Source organism: Marinomonas spartinae, assembly GCF_900089775.1.
Taxonomy (GTDB): domain Bacteria; phylum Pseudomonadota; class Gammaproteobacteria; order Pseudomonadales; family Marinomonadaceae; genus Marinomonas; species Marinomonas spartinae.
Map to the genome: position 1 here is coordinate 476,589 of NZ_FLOB01000002.1, position 16,799 is coordinate 493,387.

Annotated in this window: 14 protein-coding genes; 12 read left to right on the top strand and 2 right to left on the bottom strand. The window is 44.0% G+C overall.

From position 1 onward, the window contains the following. The first annotated feature begins 8 nt into the window (after positions 1–8). The 9 genes from lpxB to MSP8886_RS06295 all read left to right on the top strand — a co-directional run bounded on the left by lpxB (position 9) and on the right by MSP8886_RS06295 (position 12,056). Positions 9–1,163, top strand: coding sequence for a lipid-A-disaccharide synthase (gene lpxB / locus MSP8886_RS06255; RefSeq protein ID WP_067013823.1), 1,155 nt, complete (start codon positions 9–11; stop codon positions 1,161–1,163). Beyond that, positions 1,163–1,762, top strand: a complete 600-nt coding sequence (gene rnhB, locus MSP8886_RS06260) for a ribonuclease HII (protein WP_067013825.1) — start codon at positions 1,163–1,165, stop codon at positions 1,760–1,762. The genes lpxB and rnhB overlap by 1 nt, the downstream gene beginning before the upstream one ends. A 4-nt stretch (positions 1,763–1,766) precedes the next feature. Beyond that, positions 1,767–5,243 carry a DNA polymerase III subunit alpha gene (gene dnaE / locus MSP8886_RS06265; protein ID WP_067013827.1) on the top strand — a complete coding sequence of 1,159 codons (3,477 nt, stop codon included), beginning with the start codon at positions 1,767–1,769 and terminating at the stop codon, positions 5,241–5,243. A 114-nt stretch (positions 5,244–5,357) separates the two neighbouring features. Next, complete coding sequence (gene accA / locus MSP8886_RS06270; protein WP_067013829.1) at positions 5,358–6,305, top strand: acetyl-CoA carboxylase carboxyl transferase subunit alpha; 948 nt, start codon at positions 5,358–5,360, stop codon at positions 6,303–6,305. Between the two features lie 88 nt (positions 6,306–6,393). Next, positions 6,394–7,731 (top strand): tRNA lysidine(34) synthetase TilS, encoded by a 1,338-nt coding sequence (tilS, locus tag MSP8886_RS06275; protein WP_067013831.1) that lies wholly within the window; start codon positions 6,394–6,396, stop codon positions 7,729–7,731. Between the two features lie 11 nt (positions 7,732–7,742). Then, positions 7,743–8,681 carry a D-2-hydroxyacid dehydrogenase family protein gene (locus tag MSP8886_RS06280; protein ID WP_067013833.1) on the top strand — a complete coding sequence of 313 codons (939 nt, stop codon included), beginning with the start codon at positions 7,743–7,745 and terminating at the stop codon, positions 8,679–8,681. Between the two features lie 249 nt (positions 8,682–8,930). Continuing rightward, the gene (locus MSP8886_RS06285; RefSeq protein WP_067013835.1) at positions 8,931–9,143 is read left to right on the top strand and encodes a DUF1656 domain-containing protein; all 213 of its coding nucleotides are present in this window, start codon (positions 8,931–8,933) and stop codon (positions 9,141–9,143) included. Further along, positions 9,140–10,000 (top strand): efflux RND transporter periplasmic adaptor subunit, encoded by an 861-nt coding sequence (locus MSP8886_RS06290; RefSeq protein ID WP_067013837.1) that lies wholly within the window; start codon positions 9,140–9,142, stop codon positions 9,998–10,000. The genes MSP8886_RS06285 and MSP8886_RS06290 overlap by 4 nt, the downstream gene beginning before the upstream one ends. Before the next feature lie 10 nt (positions 10,001–10,010). After that, the gene (locus MSP8886_RS06295) at positions 10,011–12,056 is read left to right on the top strand and encodes an FUSC family protein (RefSeq protein WP_067013839.1); all 2,046 of its coding nucleotides are present in this window, start codon (positions 10,011–10,013) and stop codon (positions 12,054–12,056) included. A gap of 77 nt (positions 12,057–12,133) precedes the next feature. On the opposite strand, the gene MSP8886_RS06300 is transcribed toward MSP8886_RS06295, so the two are convergent. After that, the gene (locus MSP8886_RS06300) at positions 12,134–12,814 is read right to left on the bottom strand and encodes a P-loop NTPase fold protein (protein WP_245659045.1); all 681 of its coding nucleotides are present in this window, start codon (positions 12,812–12,814) and stop codon (positions 12,134–12,136) included. A gap of 201 nt (positions 12,815–13,015) precedes the next feature. On the opposite strand from MSP8886_RS06300, the gene MSP8886_RS06305 reads away from it, so the two are divergent. Continuing rightward, entirely contained in the window at positions 13,016–13,315 is a 300-nt protein-coding gene (locus MSP8886_RS06305) for a DUF6482 family protein (RefSeq protein ID WP_067013841.1), read from the top strand. A 38-nt stretch (positions 13,316–13,353) separates the two neighbouring features. Here MSP8886_RS06305 and MSP8886_RS06310 read toward each other — a convergent pair whose 3' ends face one another. Next, positions 13,354–14,073: a GntR family transcriptional regulator gene (locus MSP8886_RS06310; RefSeq protein WP_067013843.1), complete on the bottom strand. Its 720-nt coding sequence runs from the start codon at positions 14,071–14,073 to the stop codon at positions 13,354–13,356. A 324-nt stretch (positions 14,074–14,397) separates the two neighbouring features. Between MSP8886_RS06310 and MSP8886_RS06315 the strand changes: the two genes are divergently transcribed. Both MSP8886_RS06315 and MSP8886_RS06320 read left to right on the top strand, forming a co-directional pair. Further along, positions 14,398–15,516 carry an aromatic ring-hydroxylating dioxygenase subunit alpha gene (locus MSP8886_RS06315; RefSeq protein WP_139063095.1) on the top strand — a complete coding sequence of 373 codons (1,119 nt, stop codon included), beginning with the start codon at positions 14,398–14,400 and terminating at the stop codon, positions 15,514–15,516. 165 nt (positions 15,517–15,681) lie between these two features. Then, on the top strand, positions 15,682–16,638 hold the full coding sequence (locus tag MSP8886_RS06320) for a PDR/VanB family oxidoreductase (protein ID WP_067013845.1): 957 nt from the start codon (positions 15,682–15,684) through the stop codon (positions 16,636–16,638). Positions 16,639–16,799: the final 161 nt, after the last annotated feature.

Genomic DNA, 16,799 nt, shown 5'->3' on the forward strand with positions numbered 1-16,799 from the left:
GATATGAAATGGCGTCAGTGACACGTTATGTAATAGTGGCTGGTGAGGCATCAGGTGATATTCTAGGAGCAAGTCTCATTGCTCACCTAAAGAAACTGCAGCCCGATGCGTTATTTGAAGGGATTGGTGGTCCTTTGATGGAGGCTCAAGGCTTAAAAAGCTTGGTGCCGATGGATCGTCTGTCTGTGATGGGGTTATTTGAAGTATTGGGGCGCTTAAGAGAGTTGTTAGGTATCCGAAAACAGTTATTTCAGTTATGTATTAATGATTCGCCAACCGCTTTTATTGGCATTGATTCTCCTGATTTTAATTTACCATTAGAGCGTAAACTAAAAGCTCAAGGTATCAAAACCATCCATTATGTGAGTCCATCTGTTTGGGCGTGGCGTCAAAAACGTATTTTCAAAATCAAAAAGTCCGTTGATTTAATGTTAGCCTTGTTTCCCTTTGAACTGCCTATTTATCATGAACATAATATTCCTGTTGTTTGTGTTGGGCATACGCTAGCGGATGAGATCTCCCTAGAGAGTGATGCCAAACAAGCGAGAGAGCAGCTTAATTTACCGACACATATAGAGGGGCCTGTATTTGCTATTTTACCTGGATCCCGTAGCGGTGAAGTTGCGCGTTTGGCGCCTTTGTTTATTGAAACGATGAAGCTTGTTAAGCAACAGCAGCCTAAGGCAATTTTTTTGATACCTGCGATCAATCAAGAGCGGCAAGAGCAAATTGAGGCTCTTTTGCGCGAAGCCCATATGGAAGCCATTGTCATTGACGGTAAATCGAGAGTGGTGATGGCTGCTAGTGATGCGGTTTTATTGGCATCGGGCACGGCTGCACTGGAAGCCATGTTGGTTAAGCGTCCCATGGTTGTTGCTTATAATTTCAGCAAGTTAACCTATGCTATTATGTCTAGAATGCTAAAAGTGCCTTATGTGTCTTTGCCCAATCTATTGGCAAACGAGGCTTTAGTGCCTGAGTTAATTCAAGATCAAGCAACGCCAGAAAACATGTCTCGACGTTTATTACAGACTTGGCAGGCCTTTTTGAGTGATAAAAATATTCAGCATAAATACTATGATTTGCATGACATGTTGCGCAAGAATGCTGGTCAGACAGCCGCTAAAGCAATCGTAGATATGCTGCAAGGAAGAACGCCCTAATGGAACCTTTTGTTAGTAACGTGTATTTTGGCGATCTTGTTGCGGGTGTGGATGAAGCAGGACGCGGCCCCCTAGCTGGTGAAGTGGTTGCGGCGGCAGTGATATTAGATCCAAACAACAAAATTGATGGGTTGGCTGACTCTAAAAAGCTCAGTGAAAAAAAGCGCGAAGCTTTATTTGTTGAGATTCAAGAGAAAGCACTTGCTTATGCCATTGCGAGTGCTTCCACAGAAGAAATAGATGAGTTAAATATCCTCCATGCTAGTATGTTGGCGATGAAACGAGCCATTGACCAACTGCCGATTCAAGCGGAGTATGCTTTGGTGGATGGCAACCGTATTCCGAAAGATTTGCCTTGCTCTGCTGAAGCGGTTGTTAAGGGAGATGCTCGTCATATGGCCATATCCGCTGCTTCCATTTTGGCAAAAGTTACACGTGATAGAGACATTGTTAAAATGGCTGAGCATTACCCGCAATTTGGCTTTGAAAAACATAAAGGCTATCCTACGGCAATGCATCTTGCTGCGCTAAAAGAACATGGCGTCACACCTATTCATAGGCGATCATTTGGCCCTGTAAAGAAAATCTTAGAAGGATAATATTTTGTCGACATCGTTTATCCATTTACGTGTCCATACCGAGTTTTCTCTGGTAGATGGCTTAGTGAAAATTAAAGGTCTGCTGGGCACGACAGAGGCTCAGGCCATGCCCGCTGTAGCGATTACGGATGAGAATAACCTTTGTGGTTTTGTGCGTTTTTACAAAGGCGCGATGGACAAAGGTATTAAACCAATATGTGGTGCTGATATTGTTCTTGAGGCTGACGGTGTGGTTGAAGAGCGATCTCGACTAACCTTACTTGCCATGTCGAACAAAGGCTATAAAAACGTCATTAAGGTTATCTCCAAAGGATATCAGATAGGTCAAGTAGAAGGCCGTCCGATTATTAAGCGCGAATGGGTGGAAGAAAACAGTGAAGATGTCATTGCCTTATCTGGTGCGATGTTTGGTGACATTGGTTTATTGTTGTTAAAAGAACATACAGAGGAAGCCAAGGAGCGCTTGGCTTATTGGATGTCGGTATTTCCAGATCGTTTCTACGTTGAATTACAGCGTACCAGTCGTCCGGGAGAAGAACGCTTTATTCATGCTGTGGTGCCGTTGGTGAATGAGTTGGGTTGTCCTGTTGTGGCAACCAATGATGTACGTTTTTTGAAACGTGAAGACTTTGAAGCCCATGAAGCGCGTGTCTGTATTCATGATGGTGTGACATTGGATGACCCGCGTCGTAAACGTCTTTATTCTGAAGAGCAATATTTTAAAACCGCGCAAGAGATGCAGGGATTGTTTGAAGATATCCCAGAAGCCCTGGAAAACACTGTTGAGATTGCTAAACGTTGTAATGTGGATGTCTTGCTTGGGAAATATTTCCTACCTGACTTCCCTGTGCCAGATGGCATGACCATGGAAGATTTCTTCAAAAAGCTCTCTTACGATGGCTTGCAAGAACGCTTTGATTTTTTGCTGAATAAATACGGTGAGCGAATTGAGAAGCGTCGCCAGGAGTATTGGGATCGTCTTGATTTTGAGCTCAATATCATCAATCAGATGGGGTTTCCAGGCTACTTTCTGATCGTAATGGATTTTATTCAATGGGCAAAAGATAACGACATTCCGGTGGGTCCTGGTCGTGGCTCTGGTGCAGGTTCTTTGGTGGCTTATGCCCTTAAAATTACCGATTTGGACCCTCTTGAATACGATTTGCTGTTTGAGCGATTCTTGAATCCAGAGCGTGTTTCCATGCCTGACTTCGATATCGACTTCTGTATGGATAACCGCGACCGAGTTATTGATTATGTGTCGCGTAAATATGGTCGTGATGCGGTTTCCCAGATCATTACTTTTGGTGCAATGGCGGCGAAAGCCGTGGTACGGGATGTGGCGCGTGTACAAGGTAAGCCTTATAGTTTAGGTGACAAACTCTCTAAACTGATTCCGTTTGAAATAGGCATGACGCTGAAAAAAGCTCTGGAAGAGGAACCTGCTTTACCTGAGTTTCTCGCGGGTGATGAAGACGCAGCAGAAGTGATGGAAATGGCTTTCTCACTGGAAGGGGTAGTGCGTAACTTTGGTAAGCACGCAGGTGGTGTGGTCATCGCACCGACTAAATTAACGGATTTCTCTCCGCTTTATTGTGAAGAGGATGGTTCTGGTCTCGTCACACAATACGATAAGAACGATGTGGAAGAAGCCGGGCTGGTTAAGTTCGACTTCTTAGGTCTGAAGACACTGACTGTGGTGGATTGGGCGGTAAAAAACATCAATACCATTCACGAGGTTGCAGGTAAGCCACCACTCGATATCGCACTAATTGACCTAGAAGATAAGTCGGTATACGACTTATTGCAGCGTGCGGAAACCACGGCGGTGTTCCAGCTTGAATCCCGTGGCATGAAAGAGTTGATTAAGAAGCTATTGCCATCCCGCTTTGAAGATATTATCGCCTTGGTGGCTTTGTTCCGTCCTGGACCTCTGGGTTCAGGCATGGTAGATGACTTTATTAACCGTAAGCACGGCCGTGCAGAGCTTGCTTTCCCGCACCCAGATTATCAGCACGAAGATTTGATTCCTGTTCTTGAGCCAACTTATGGCATTATTTTGTATCAAGAGCAGGTTATGCAGATTGCCCAGGTATTGGCAAAATTCTCCCTAGGGGGGGCCGATTTATTACGCCGCGCCATGGGTAAGAAAAAGCCAGAAGTCATGGCCGAGCAGCGTCAGATCTTCATGGAGGGGGCACTCAAAAACAATATAGATAAAGACCTTTCCGGTAACATTTTTGATTTGATGGAGAAATTTGCTGGTTATGGTTTTAACAAATCTCACTCTGCTGCTTATGCCTTGGTTTCCTATCAAACGGCTTGGTTGAAAAAGCACTATCCTGCGCCGTTTATGGCAGCGGTCTTATCGGCCGATATGCAAAACACCGATAAAATCGTGATTTTCGTGGAAGAGTGTCGATCCATGAATTTGCCGCTTGAACTTCCCTCAGTCAATGCGTCCATGTATAAATTTACCGTCACCCCAGAGGGTGTGATTGTTTATGGATTGGGGGCGATTAAAGGCGTTGGGGAAGGCCCGATTGAAGCCATTGTCGAGGCTCGTAAAGACGGCCCATTTAAACATATTTTCGATTTTTGCCAGCGTGTCGGTCGGAAGGTGAATAAGCGTGTTATGGAAGCGTTGGTTCGGTCAGGTGCATTTGATAGGATAGGGCCGAATAGGGCAACCTTGTTTGCTTCAATCGATGAAGCTCTAAAACGAGCCGATCAAGCCGCTAAAGATAACGATGCTGGTATGATGGATCTATTTGGTATTACGGTGGAGGAAACCACCGAAAATGCCTACGATGAAATTGGTATTAGGCATGAATGGCCTGGTCGTCAGCGTTTAGATGGCGAAAAAGACACATTAGGTCTATATGTAACAGGTCACCCAATAGATGAGTACGAAAAGGAAATTCGTCGCTTTGCACGTGCCCGCATAGTGGATCTACAACCGAAACGAGGGGACACCCAAGTCATGGCAGGCTTGATTGTTGATCTTCGTATTACCAAAAGTAAGAAAGGAGGCAATATTGCTTTTGTGACGTTGGACGACCGTTCTGCTCGAATTGAAGTAACGGTCTTTCCAGATAACTTTGAAACCTTTAAAAACGTCATTGTAAAAGATGAAGTGGTCGTGGTAGAAGGGGAAATTACGGTCGACGAGTTTCGTGGTGGACAAAAAGTCATTGCTCGAAATGTCTTAGATATAGCACAAGCGCGAGTGCGTTATGTGGAAGCGTTACGTATAACGTGGACAGCGCAAAGTGTTACCCAGACTGCCATTCAGAATTTGGCGAAATACATGGAGCCTTTTCGTGGCGACGGTTGTGATGTAGTGATTGGCTTTGATACAGATAAGGCCTGTGGCGACATTCGACTGGGTTCGAATTGGAAAATTCGTCCAGATGATGAATTAATTCACGAACTTCAGAAACAATACGGTAAACAAAATGTTCAGCTAGTGTATACTTAGCCCCATTTTATAATTTGTACAATCGAGCGCGGCAATGAGCGCGCCGACAGAGCAAATGGCGAAATGTCTTTTGCCTTTGTATTTGATGGCAACCAAACAGCAGTGTAATTAACTATGAATTTAGATTATCTCCCTTTCGAGCAGCCGATTGCTGAGCTTGAGCAAAAAATTGAAGAGTTGCGTTTAGTCGGCAACGACAATGAACTGAACATCAGTGACGAAATTAGTCGTCTTGAAGAGAAAAAAGTCTCCCTCACACAAAGTTTATTTAGCAATCTTGGTGCTTGGGAAGTGTCACAATTGGCACGTCACCCTAAACGTCCTTACACTCTGGACTATATCCAACACGTATTTACAGATTTTGAAGAAATGCATGGTGACCGTCATTACGCCGATGATCGTGCCATTGTCGGTGGTGTCGCTCGTTTAGAAGGTCGTCCTGTGATGGTTATTGGTCATCAAAAAGGCCGCGAAGTGAAAGAAAAAGTATTGCGGAACTTTGGTATGCCTCGTCCAGAAGGGTACCGTAAGGCGTTGCGCCTGATGGAAACCGCAGAGCGTTTTAACATGCCGATCATTACTCTGATTGACACTCCTGGGGCTTATCCTGGTATTGGGGCGGAAGAGCGTGGCCAAAGTGAGGCAATTGCTTATAATCTGGCTGTCATGTCCCGTCTTAAAACGCCCATTATCTCAACGGTCATCGGTGAAGGTGGATCAGGTGGAGCCTTAGCAATTGGGGTGTGTGATGAGTTGATGATGCTGCAATATGGTACTTATTCTGTTATCTCTCCAGAAGGCTGTGCATCTATCCTTTGGAAGAGTGCTGAGCGTGCTTCAGATGCAGCAAAAGCCATGGGAATCACTGCGCAACGTCTAAAAGAGTTAGGTTTTGTGGATACTATTATTGAAGAGCCAATGGGGGGCGCCCATGTGGCCCATGAGCAAATCGCTCATAGCTTAAAAGAAAGTGTGTTAGCCGCGTTGGCACGTATGGATGCTCTGACAGAAGAGGAGCTATTAGCTCGTCGTTATAATCGTTTGATGTCTTACGGTTTATAATCATTGTTTGACGCGAAAAGCCTCCTATTTCAGGGGGCTTTTTTGTTTGCCTTGTCCCGTCCTGAAATAGGTTTATATTTGGGAGAGAATGTTGAAGTGTGATTTACCCATGTCGCCAATGAGTGCTTCTGACCCGCTGACCTTTTGTGTAGATTGGATAGACTGCGTGTTTTCTTCTGCGGATACAGTGTGGGTTGGGTTCAGCGGTGGAGTGGACTCTCATGTTTTATTACATGTCTTATATGAGTCGCTTGATGATAATCAACGTCAAAAACTGGCAGCGGTGCATGTGCATCATGGATTAAGCGAGCATGCTGATGAGTGGTTGATGCATTGTCAAAGTGTTAGCCAAGACTTAGGGGTACGTTTTGTTGCCCACCGTGTGCAGTTACAGACTCAGGCCTCAATTGAAGAAGCGGCCCGTAACGCCCGTTATGAGGCGTTTCAACAAACCCTCGATGTGAATGATGTTTTATTGTTGGCACACCATCGGGGAGATCAAGTAGAAACCGTATTATTTCGATTATTGCGTGGTACGGGGGGCAAAGGCTTGTCGGGTATGCCGATGGAAAGGGCGTTAGGAAAATCACGATTGATCCGACCGTTTATTGATGTCTCAAAAGACGATATTTTGCGTTATGCCGAGCTACAAAAATTGTCTTGGGTTCAAGATGAATCTAACCTAGACACGCGTTTTACTCGGAACTTTTTACGCCATCAAGTATTGCCTAGATTGGAAGAGCATTTTCCTCATCTTGAGCAACGTATTGTTTCGAGCTCGCAGCGTATAGCGACAGACTATGCCATGTTAGAGGTGTTATCTGAGCAGCAGTTGCGTAGCTGGTGTGATCAATGGAATGGCCTAATGTTGTCGTTCTTAAAAGATAAGAACCAAGAAGAGCGTTTATTCTGGTTAAAGCATTTCTTGCAAACAAAGCATATCTCATTACCGTACCCGCAGTTAGAAAATATCGAAAGAATGATGATGGGGGAGCGGGATAAGCAACCAGAGTTTATTTTGCCCGATGCAAGGATTCGACGTCACCATGATGTGATGTATGTTCTTCCTGCCGATGAACCGGTTATCCTAGCCCCTCTGTTAGAAGGGAATTGGTTACGCCGTGCCTTTGATCAAATACGCATCACTGGATTGAGTAAAAGTCGATTCTGTAAGTTGCAGGCGCGTCCTCAAGGAGGGGAGTTGTTGATGGGCAATGGTCAGCACCGTAAACTAAAGAAATGGCTTAATGATTTATCGGTTCCAAATTGGTGGCGAGATCATCTTCCCTATATTTTTATTAGTGAGGCAACAGGGGATAAACTGGTGGCGATTGGATCTTTATGGCGTCATCCTGCGTATGCGGAGCTTAATATTGAGTGGCAAATGGATGCGCGTTTGCCTTTTCCTAATAATGATGTGGCTTGAGAGGAGCTAGTATGAAAATTGCCATTATGGATGATTATCAAAATGTGATTAAAGATCTTAATTGTATGCCCTTATTGGCAGGGCATGAGGTGATGGTCGTCAGTGATATATTGACGCCAGAAGAGAAAATTAAGGCATTAGGCTCGGTTGATGGTGTGGTATTGATTCGTGAAAGAACGCAAATTAATGAAGCGTTTTTGTCCGCTTTACCTAATTTAAAGGTCATCAGTCAAACTGGAAAAATCAGTAATCACATTGATGTGGACGCCTGTCAGCGCCATGGTGTCACCATTCTTGAAGGAGTGGGATCTCCTGTTGCGCCTTCAGAATTATGTTGGGCATTGGTGATGGCGGCATCACGTCATATTGTGCCTTATGCAAGTGGCCTAAAAGAGGGGCAGTGGCAATCATCAGGTTCTCTTGGCCTAGGCCGAATACTTGAGGGCTTAGTGTTCGGGATTTGGGGTTTTGGTAAAATTGGTCAACGTGTTGCCCGCTATGCGACGGCATTTGGTATGAAGGTAATGGTATGGGGGAGTGAATCCTCTCGCCAAAAAGCAGAGGAAATGGGGTATTTAGCGGCTGAGTCTAAACAGGCCTTCTTCGCTCAAGCCGATGTACTGTCTTTGCACCTAAGATTAAACGAAGCGACAACTGGTGTGGTAACACAGGCCGACCTTTCATTAATGAAGCCAGATTCGTTGTTTGTAAACATCAGTCGTGCTGAATTAGTTGAACAGGGTGCATTATTCGCATCACTAGGTTCTGGCCATCCCGGTTTTGCCGCAGTGGATGTGTTTGAGCAAGAGCCCATTCTAGGGGCGGCAGATCCATTACTATCTCTGCAAAATGTCTTGGCAACGCCACATATCGGCTATGTTGAGAAACAGAGCTACGAGTTATACTGCCAAGTGGCATTTGACAATATCGTACGTTTTTTCACTGACTAATTGTTCTGCTTTGTCATGATTATCTGTATTGTATAGCACAAACGATGGTTGCTTTTTTCTATTGCCATTTGCTCGTGAAAAAGCTTTTATAATTGTTTTTTATTTCGTTGTTAGCTGCACAATTGTTTGGTTTTAGGTCGATATAATTCTATGCTTAGTGAGAGGAGATGAATTTGCTTGTTTTGGTAATGGCAAGCGAGTTATTTCCTCGATCTCCCTCCCGAATTCTATAATGACAGGATATTCATTATGCTTCAGGCTGTTGTTTTAGGTGGATTAGAGTTTAGCCCGCTGGTCGTTTATTGTCCTATTGCTTTCTTAATGGCGGCTTGTACCCGTTTCGTTTTACATCGCTTAGATTGGCATGACCGTATTTGGAAAGTGGCATGGTTTGAAGTGTCTTTATTCGTTTGTTATTTAGCTTTAACCGTGTATCTATTAGGAGGAAGGTTTTCTCAATGACGAAGTCAATAAGAATGTTGATCACTTTGTTGGTGATAGTGTGTGCGATATTATCAGGGCGCTGGGTGTGGAATGATTATATGCATTCTCCGTGGACGCGAGATGGACGTGTGCGGGCCAATATTATCACGGTTGCCCCAGATGTTTCTGGCTGGGTGACTAAACTGAACATTGTCAATGATCAACCAGTGAAAAAAGGCGATTTACTTTTTTCTATCAATAAAAAACGCTATCAAGCGGCACTAGATCAGAGTAAAGCTAATACGGAAATTGCCTTGTATTCTTGGCAGTTGGCTAAACACAAATATGAGCGACGTTCAGAGTTGAGTCGTCAAAAAGCTATTAGTGTAGAGGATTTACAATCCTCACGAATCAGCGCTGAAGTAGACAAAGCTAAGTATGATTTAGCGAAAGCCAAACAAGAGTCAGCACAAATAAATTTAAATCGTACGGAAGTTTATGCCCCCGTATCAGGCTATATAATTAACTTGAACCTACATCAAGGTAATTATGTAGGTCAAGGTAAACCGGTGTTTGCCATTGTTAAGTCAGACTCTTTTTATATAACGGGTTATTTTGAAGAGACTAAAATACCGTTAGTTCATTTAAATCAAAAGGCAAAGATAACGCTACTCAGTGGTGGTAAACCATTAACGGGTCATGTGGTGAGTATTGGTAAAGCCATTGCGGATACAAATACAAAAAGTAATGGCCAGCTTTTGCCGCAAATTCAGCAAACATTCAACTGGGTGCGTTTATCTCAGCGTATTCCAGTTGATATCAAATTGGATCCATTGCCAAAAGGTGTTCACCTCAGCGCGGGTATGACGGCTACAATTCATCTCGCGAAGCAGTAAGGAGACGAATTTGGGCCTCGTATTACGGAATCTGTTTTTTCCTGAAAAGCAGGCGATTATTTTTGCACTGAAAGGTGTCATAGCGATGGCCATGGCACTCACTGTTTCTTTGTTTTTAAACCTTGATCGGCCTTATTGGGCATTAGTATCGGCTGTGTTTTTGCAAATGCGCCCAGAAACGGGGTTGGTTGTTGAAAAAGCCATTTGTCAGATTGTCGGCACAATCGTTGGTGGCTTGTTTGGCATCTTGGTCATGACCCAGCTAATGCCATACCCTTATTTGGGGTTAGGTGTTTTAGCGTTATGGTTAGGCATTAATTCCGCTTTGTCTGTGATGGTACGCCAAGCTAATTTTATTTATGCGTTTGCCATGGCGGGGGTGACCGCGGCGATTATTATTATTTTAGTGATGGCCAACCCCGCTGCTGCCAGCAGTCAGGCGGTTTTTAATGTGGCGCAAGCTCGTATGAGTGAAATTATTATCGGCTCGATTTGTGCGGGTATTGTCAGTCATTTGTTTTGGCCGATGAAAGTAAAAAACAGCCTGCAACGACAGTCTCGGTCAGTCATTAATCAGACATTGAGCTATCTCGTTACGGAGCTGGATAAAGAAGGCTCTCATGAGGCTCGGCATCAACAAATCGATGCTATTATGACGACGCTTGGGGTCGTTAGTGAGGATTCCAGTGCCGTGAGTTACGAAGGACCAAAAGGGCCTGGACGTTCCCGAGCGGCTAACCAGTTATGTCAAAAAGTATTGTCTCTACTTGCATTGATACAAATTTTTGGCCGGCTACAGCGGCGTCATTATGAATTAATGACCCCCACCCTGACCCAGCTTATAGACCGCTTGAGAACGGCATTTACTCAGATTGCAGAATCAGACGATTTTAATTATTGCTTAGACCAAGTAAAAATATTGCGTCGAGAGCTTGCTGACTTTCGAGCCAATAACGATGCAGAGCAGCCTTTTGAAAGGCATGTTATCAATATAGGCTCGGAAATTACCTCGGATTTGACTGTGTTGTTACGGGCTTATCGAGCGTTAGAGGAGCGAGATAGTAGATTACTCAATGAACCAAGAATGCAAAGCTATCGTGACCCCTTGGCGGGAGTGATTACGGGGTTTCGTACTAGTGTGGTATTTTTAATTGGCGCTACTATTTGGGTGAGTACTGGATCGAGCGCGGCCTTGATGATTATGATCCTGCCGGTAATGTTCTCTATTATGTTAGCGCGTATTCCGCTCGTTATACTGCGCGTTGTAATGAAGCGTTTGTTGATTGGCGTGGTAGTGGCTGTGTTCGTTACGCTTTTCTATGCTCTTAACTTGCTATCGCAAAGTTCGGGGCAGTTGGAAATTCTTCTTCTTGTGTTAGCCGGCCCTTACTTTGTTGGTTTGTTACTGCTCGCTGACCGACAAACCTTGCCCTATGGATTGGGTTTTTGTATACCCTTTTCCATTTTAGTCAGTCCCGGTAGGGGGATGGCTCGACCTTTTTCGATTGATTATACCCTAAGTGCCGCCATGGCTATTTTTACTGGGGTATGTATTCTGTTTTGGGTGTTTCATTTAATCAGAGGGCCGAGTGTTCAGTTATTAGTGCATCGAATTTTTAAGGCGACCTATCAAGACTTATTAGATATTAATCAGCAAGCGACACCTGTGGCTTGGTATAACCGACGTATGGCGGATCGGCTTTTACGACTAACCAATTATGACCAAGGCTCTAAATCTCGTGCCATTACGGATCTTGCTTTGAGTGCACTCAATCTGGGTCATGTTTCGATTCGTTTGCATTCAATCTGTGAAAACTTAGCGGGCAAGCATTTGGCATCCTTAGATAAATGGCAGAATGCCTTAGCCGATGCCTTCTTATTAGCGACAAAAGGTAAGCATGATGATGAGTTTAACAAAACAAGTGCTTTACTCTACGATGAATTGGTCTCTGCGGTAGGGGAGTCAACGCAAGTTGAGGCAATCAAAGGCATGTTTATTCGACTTAATCTCACTTTTGAGCGCAGTGCTGATACCATTGCAGACCAGAATACATAATAAATTATACAGTAGGAGATTAAGAGGTAGGATAAGCTAACCGCGTTCAGTTAGCTTAAGCTGGAAAAAGCTAGGGATTAAATGGTTATTATCCAGTCTGCTTTTGACTTGCTTTTCGCGACAATACCAGCATTTAAACCATCGTTGTTTTGGATTCTTGATATCGCTTGAGCATGAGTATATCCCCATGCTTGCATGTGTCTCTGGGCTAAACGCTCTATGGCGATCTCAAGGGGAACATCTAAAAACCAATGCTGATCAAAAAGCGCAGTAGAACCTGCCCAACCATCTTCTTGGTGAAGTAAATACAGCCCTTCTACGAAGACTAATTTAATGTCTTTTGAAATAAGGCAATCATTTTCGACTGGGTCACCCACTTGGTGATCAAAGCTTGGCCAAGCCACATCCTCTTCTTGATAACCATGCTTTACCCTTTTTAGGCGCTCGATAAAAGCCGTGCTGTTAAATGTCCACGGGGCGCCTCGACGAGAAAAGGCTTCTTCTGGATTAGAAAATAAACTGAGTTCTTTTTTAGAGTAATGAAAGCCATCCATAGAGAGACAAATCATTTGTCCTGGCTGAATTTCAGCCATGCGTGATGATAAATAGTTTGCTAACGTGCTTTTCCCCGACCCTGGGCCACCTGTTAATCCGATTAGCGTTCTCTCAGGCTTTTCAATGGCGCATTGCATGCGTTTGAGCGCGTGTTCGACATCGCTAGAGTAGGCATATAGTTCATGCAGCTGCTCTTTGTTCAAAGGGAATTCTCCTTTTCTAGTGGGTAGACGTTTTTTTATATTCACTCTTTAACCATAGCATGAGATATACGGTTATTCTGTGAAAACGTGATGGGTTTACATTTCACTTGATGTGACGCAAAAAAAGTAAACCAGTGACATAGTGACAACGTATCAGTTGTTGAGACAGTTTTGTTTTTCACTAGAAGATAGGACAATGCTATGACCCTAGAAGAGCTTAATCAGGTTGCGTTATTTGATAAGGTCAAAATTCATTCCCTTGAGTCGAATTTGTATCAGTTATCAGTGGTTTTGGATGGAGAAGAATCGTTTGTAATGAATGACAAAGGGCGTTGCTTAACCAGCCATAACAAGTTGGATCTACAGGCGCTATTTAAGGACAAACAAGTTGCTAAGATGGTGTTAGTTCATCAAAGTGCTTACGACGAAATGGTGGGTCAGCCCGTTCGAGAAGGCGGCAATGTTCTTGAAGTGTCGTTAGGCAATCATGACTTATCCTAGATTGTCACTGTGTCCTTGCATGGTTGGTCGAAAAAGGTTTACAAGCTAGCTCGACCAATCACTTGCATTTCGTGTTCATTGCCTTCTTGTTCACAGAAAATCTTGGCGTAGCCTAGGGTGGCATTGGCGTGTTCTCGCATGATGGCTTCCGCTCGGCTTCCTTGTCCATGAATGATGGCATCGACGGCGGCATGATGTTGCATGTGAGCAAAGTTAAATCGTCGATATTCTCGCGATAAATTATTTTTGTCGAATGCTAACGCACTGATGGAGGCAAAAGGCAGGTGTTCATTGCGGCTCAATGCTTCTTCTATGGCAGGGTTACGGCTTGCCGTAATAATAATTTGATGGAAGCGTTTGTTGATATCGTGGTATTGCTCAAGATCCTGTTCACTGATAGTACCTCTTAGGAAAAGTGCATCCCCTTGTTTTAGCAAATGGATTAGCTCTTCCTTATGAGCGTCAGATAACCCAATTTCAGCGGCTTGTCGTGCCGCCAATCCCTCTAATACCCCTCTCACTTCTATTGAGCCTTTTATCTCATCTTGAGTCACTTGCCTAACGATATAGCCCCGCCTTGGAAGTTTCGTTAACAGTCCTTCTTGCTCTAACGTTCGAAACGCGATGCGCACAGGCGTTCGGGAAACGCCTAGCTCTTCTGATGTGGGGATTTCGGCAAGGCGTTGCCCAGCGGGAAGTTCACCAGAAAGAATCATTTGTCGTAGGCGGCTAATGACTTGTTGGCCGGGTTTGCTCATGGTTGTCCTTTGTTTGTGTTGGTTGGGGTTATCTTAATACTTTTCTGTGTTGCATGTGGTGTCGCGTAATGTATTCCCATTTTATATTAAAAAAAGTGTAAAGATGGAAAATAAGAAAAACGCAATAAATGCTTATTAATCAAACTGTTGTGTTGTAAAACATTATTTTTTTCTATTAAGTATTGGATCCATTGTAGCTTAATATGTTTTATTTTATCTGTATTTTGTCTATATTGGATCCAATGTTGCTATTCTGGTGAAGCGCTTCAAGGTACAGCCGTCGTACGAAGCACTTTCAAAAGAAAAATAAAAAGGAGAGAGAACATGAAAGAACAAATTTATCCTAAAAATGCTTGGTATGTGGCTGCGATGTCCGATGAGGTTGCAGGCAGTAAACCGCTAGGGCGCAAGATCTGTGGTGAGAGTATCGCTTTTTATCGTTCACACGATAATGAGATTGCCGCTGTATTGGACTTTTGTCCTCATCGAGGGGCTGCTTTATCGTTGGGCTATGTGGAAGACGGACTGTTAGTCTGTGGTTACCATGGCTTGAAGATGGGGGCGGATGGTAAAACGAAAGAGATGCCACTGCAGCGTGTGCAAGGCTTTCCTTGTATGAAGTCTTACGCGGTTGAAGAGCGCTACGGATTCATTTGGGTTTGGCCTGGCGATCAAACCAAAGCCGATAAAGAGTTGATTCCGCACCTTGAATGGGCTGTGAGCCCCGAATGGGCTTATGGTGGTGGGTTATACCACATCAATTGCGATTATCGCTTAATGGTTGATAACCTGATGGATTTGACCCACGAAACCTATGTACATGCCACCAGTATCGGCCAAAAAGAAATCGATGAATCACCTGTATCAACCAAAGTAGAAGGCGATACTGTCATTACTAGTCGGTATATGGAAAATATTATGGCTCCGCCATTCTGGAAAGCCGCTCTTCGAGCTAACGGTTTAGCCGATGATGTGCCTGTAGATCGTTGGCAAATCTGTCGATTTACCCCGCCTTCCCATGTACTAATTGATGTTGGTGTTGCCCACGCTGGTCATGGTGGTTTTGAAGCACCAGCAAACAAAAAAGCTGGTAGTGTTGTGGTGGACTTCATTACTCCTGAAACCGAAACCTCTATCTGGTATTTTTGGGGAATGGCACGACACTTTAAGCCCGAAGATCAAGCCTTAACGGACTCTATTCGTGAAGGACAGGGCAAAATTTTTGCTGAAGATTTAGAGGTGTTGGAGCGTCAACAAGAGAATTTACTGGCTTTTCCTGACTATCAGCTATTAAAACTTGATATTGATGCCGGAGGGGTACAATCTCGCCGTGTTATTAATCGTATTATCAATGAGGAAATAGCACAGCAGGAGCAAGCAAATCCGTCTAAGCGTTCGTCTGGTAAGCAACAATCTGCGCCATTACAGGAAGTGTCTTTTTAAAAGCACGTAATGTGAGCTAGATTAATAGTGAGACTTTTGCGGTATGTTAACGAGGTGGTTTTCTACCGTAAAAGTCTTAGACGAGTGATTTAAATCTTATAGCCAGAATGTAAAAGGGTATGTATGAGTTTCCTTTGCTTAGTTCGGCTTTTTGTAGGGGGATGAATGATTCCTGTTGTTGTTAGAAATTGTGTAGAAGAAGCTCGGAATGTTGTACGTCTTGTTTTAGGTAGTCAAGACGGCTCTGCTTTACCGCCTTATGAAGCGGGTGCTCATATTGATCTTCATTTACCAAGTGGTTTGATTCGTCAATATTCCTTATGCCGTATGCAGTCAGACCCTCAATATTATGAAATTGCGGTGCTGAAAGATTCCCTATCTCGTGGTGGTTCCAGAGAAGTACACACCCTAAACATAGGGGATGAGCTGAATATCAGTGCCCCACGTAATCATTTTTCACTGGCAAAAACTAAGCGCAAAGCCCTGTTAATTGCGGGTGGTATTGGTGTAACACCATTGCTTCCAATGGCTCAGCAGTTGCACAAAATGGGCTTGCCATTTGAGTTTCACTATTGTGCTAAGTCTCCTGACACTGCTGCGTTTGCTAAGGCGCTTGAGTCTGGTTCGTTTTCCGACAAAATGCATTTTCACTATAGCCAAGTACCGACATCTGGTCGTATGGATGTGGTCAATGTACTGTCTCAAAATGCTATGGACGGCGAGTTGTATGTCTGTGGTCCTGCTGATTTTATCACTCATATTATCCAGCAAGCAGAGAATCTAGGTTGGCCTGATGAGCGAGTACATCGTGAATATTTTACGGCCCCAGATTTGGCAGAAGGTGATGTGGACAATACGGCGTTCAAAGTGAAAATTGCCAGCACGGGCGAGTTGTTAGACGTGGCAGAAGATCAAACGATTTTTCAAGTGTTGGAGAGCAATGGTGTCTTTGTTCCCGTCTCTTGTGAGTCAGGTGTCTGTGGTACCTGCCAAACGGGGGTTATAAGTGGCACACCCGATCACCGTGATGTGTTTCTAACGGATAAAGAGCATACCGAAGGGAAGCTTATTATGCCTTGTTGTTCGCGCTCTAAAAGCCCGGTGATTGAGCTGGATTTATAGCCTTATCTCACACTTGTTATCTATATTGTCTTTGTTTATACCGTATTCGGTTGGCTTGACGTAAATCCGTTGTGTTTTACATTGAGCCAACTGGCTGGCAATGCTATTATATCCTCCCGTCCTGAAGGGGTAATTCCTTTCATCATTAAATGTCACTTTTT

Coding starts and splice junctions, on each gene's coding strand:
- MSP8886_RS06315 (WP_139063095.1), top strand. CDS start 14,398: ATGAAAGAACAAATTTATCCTAAAAATGCTTGGTATGTGGCTGCGATG.
- MSP8886_RS06320 (WP_067013845.1), top strand. CDS start 15,682: ATGATTCCTGTTGTTGTTAGAAATTGTGTAGAAGAAGCTCGGAATGTT.
- MSP8886_RS06310 (WP_067013843.1), bottom strand. CDS start 14,073: ATGAGCAAACCCGGCCAACAAGTCATTAGCCGCCTACGACAAATGATT.
- accA (WP_067013829.1), top strand. CDS start 5,358: ATGAATTTAGATTATCTCCCTTTCGAGCAGCCGATTGCTGAGCTTGAG.
- MSP8886_RS06305 (WP_067013841.1), top strand. CDS start 13,016: ATGACCCTAGAAGAGCTTAATCAGGTTGCGTTATTTGATAAGGTCAAA.
- rnhB (WP_067013825.1), top strand. CDS start 1,163: ATGGAACCTTTTGTTAGTAACGTGTATTTTGGCGATCTTGTTGCGGGT.
- MSP8886_RS06290 (WP_067013837.1), top strand. CDS start 9,140: ATGACGAAGTCAATAAGAATGTTGATCACTTTGTTGGTGATAGTGTGT.
- MSP8886_RS06280 (WP_067013833.1), top strand. CDS start 7,743: ATGAAAATTGCCATTATGGATGATTATCAAAATGTGATTAAAGATCTT.
- MSP8886_RS06285 (WP_067013835.1), top strand. CDS start 8,931: ATGCTTCAGGCTGTTGTTTTAGGTGGATTAGAGTTTAGCCCGCTGGTC.
- tilS (WP_067013831.1), top strand. CDS start 6,394: ATGTTGAAGTGTGATTTACCCATGTCGCCAATGAGTGCTTCTGACCCG.
- lpxB (WP_067013823.1), top strand. CDS start 9: ATGGCGTCAGTGACACGTTATGTAATAGTGGCTGGTGAGGCATCAGGT.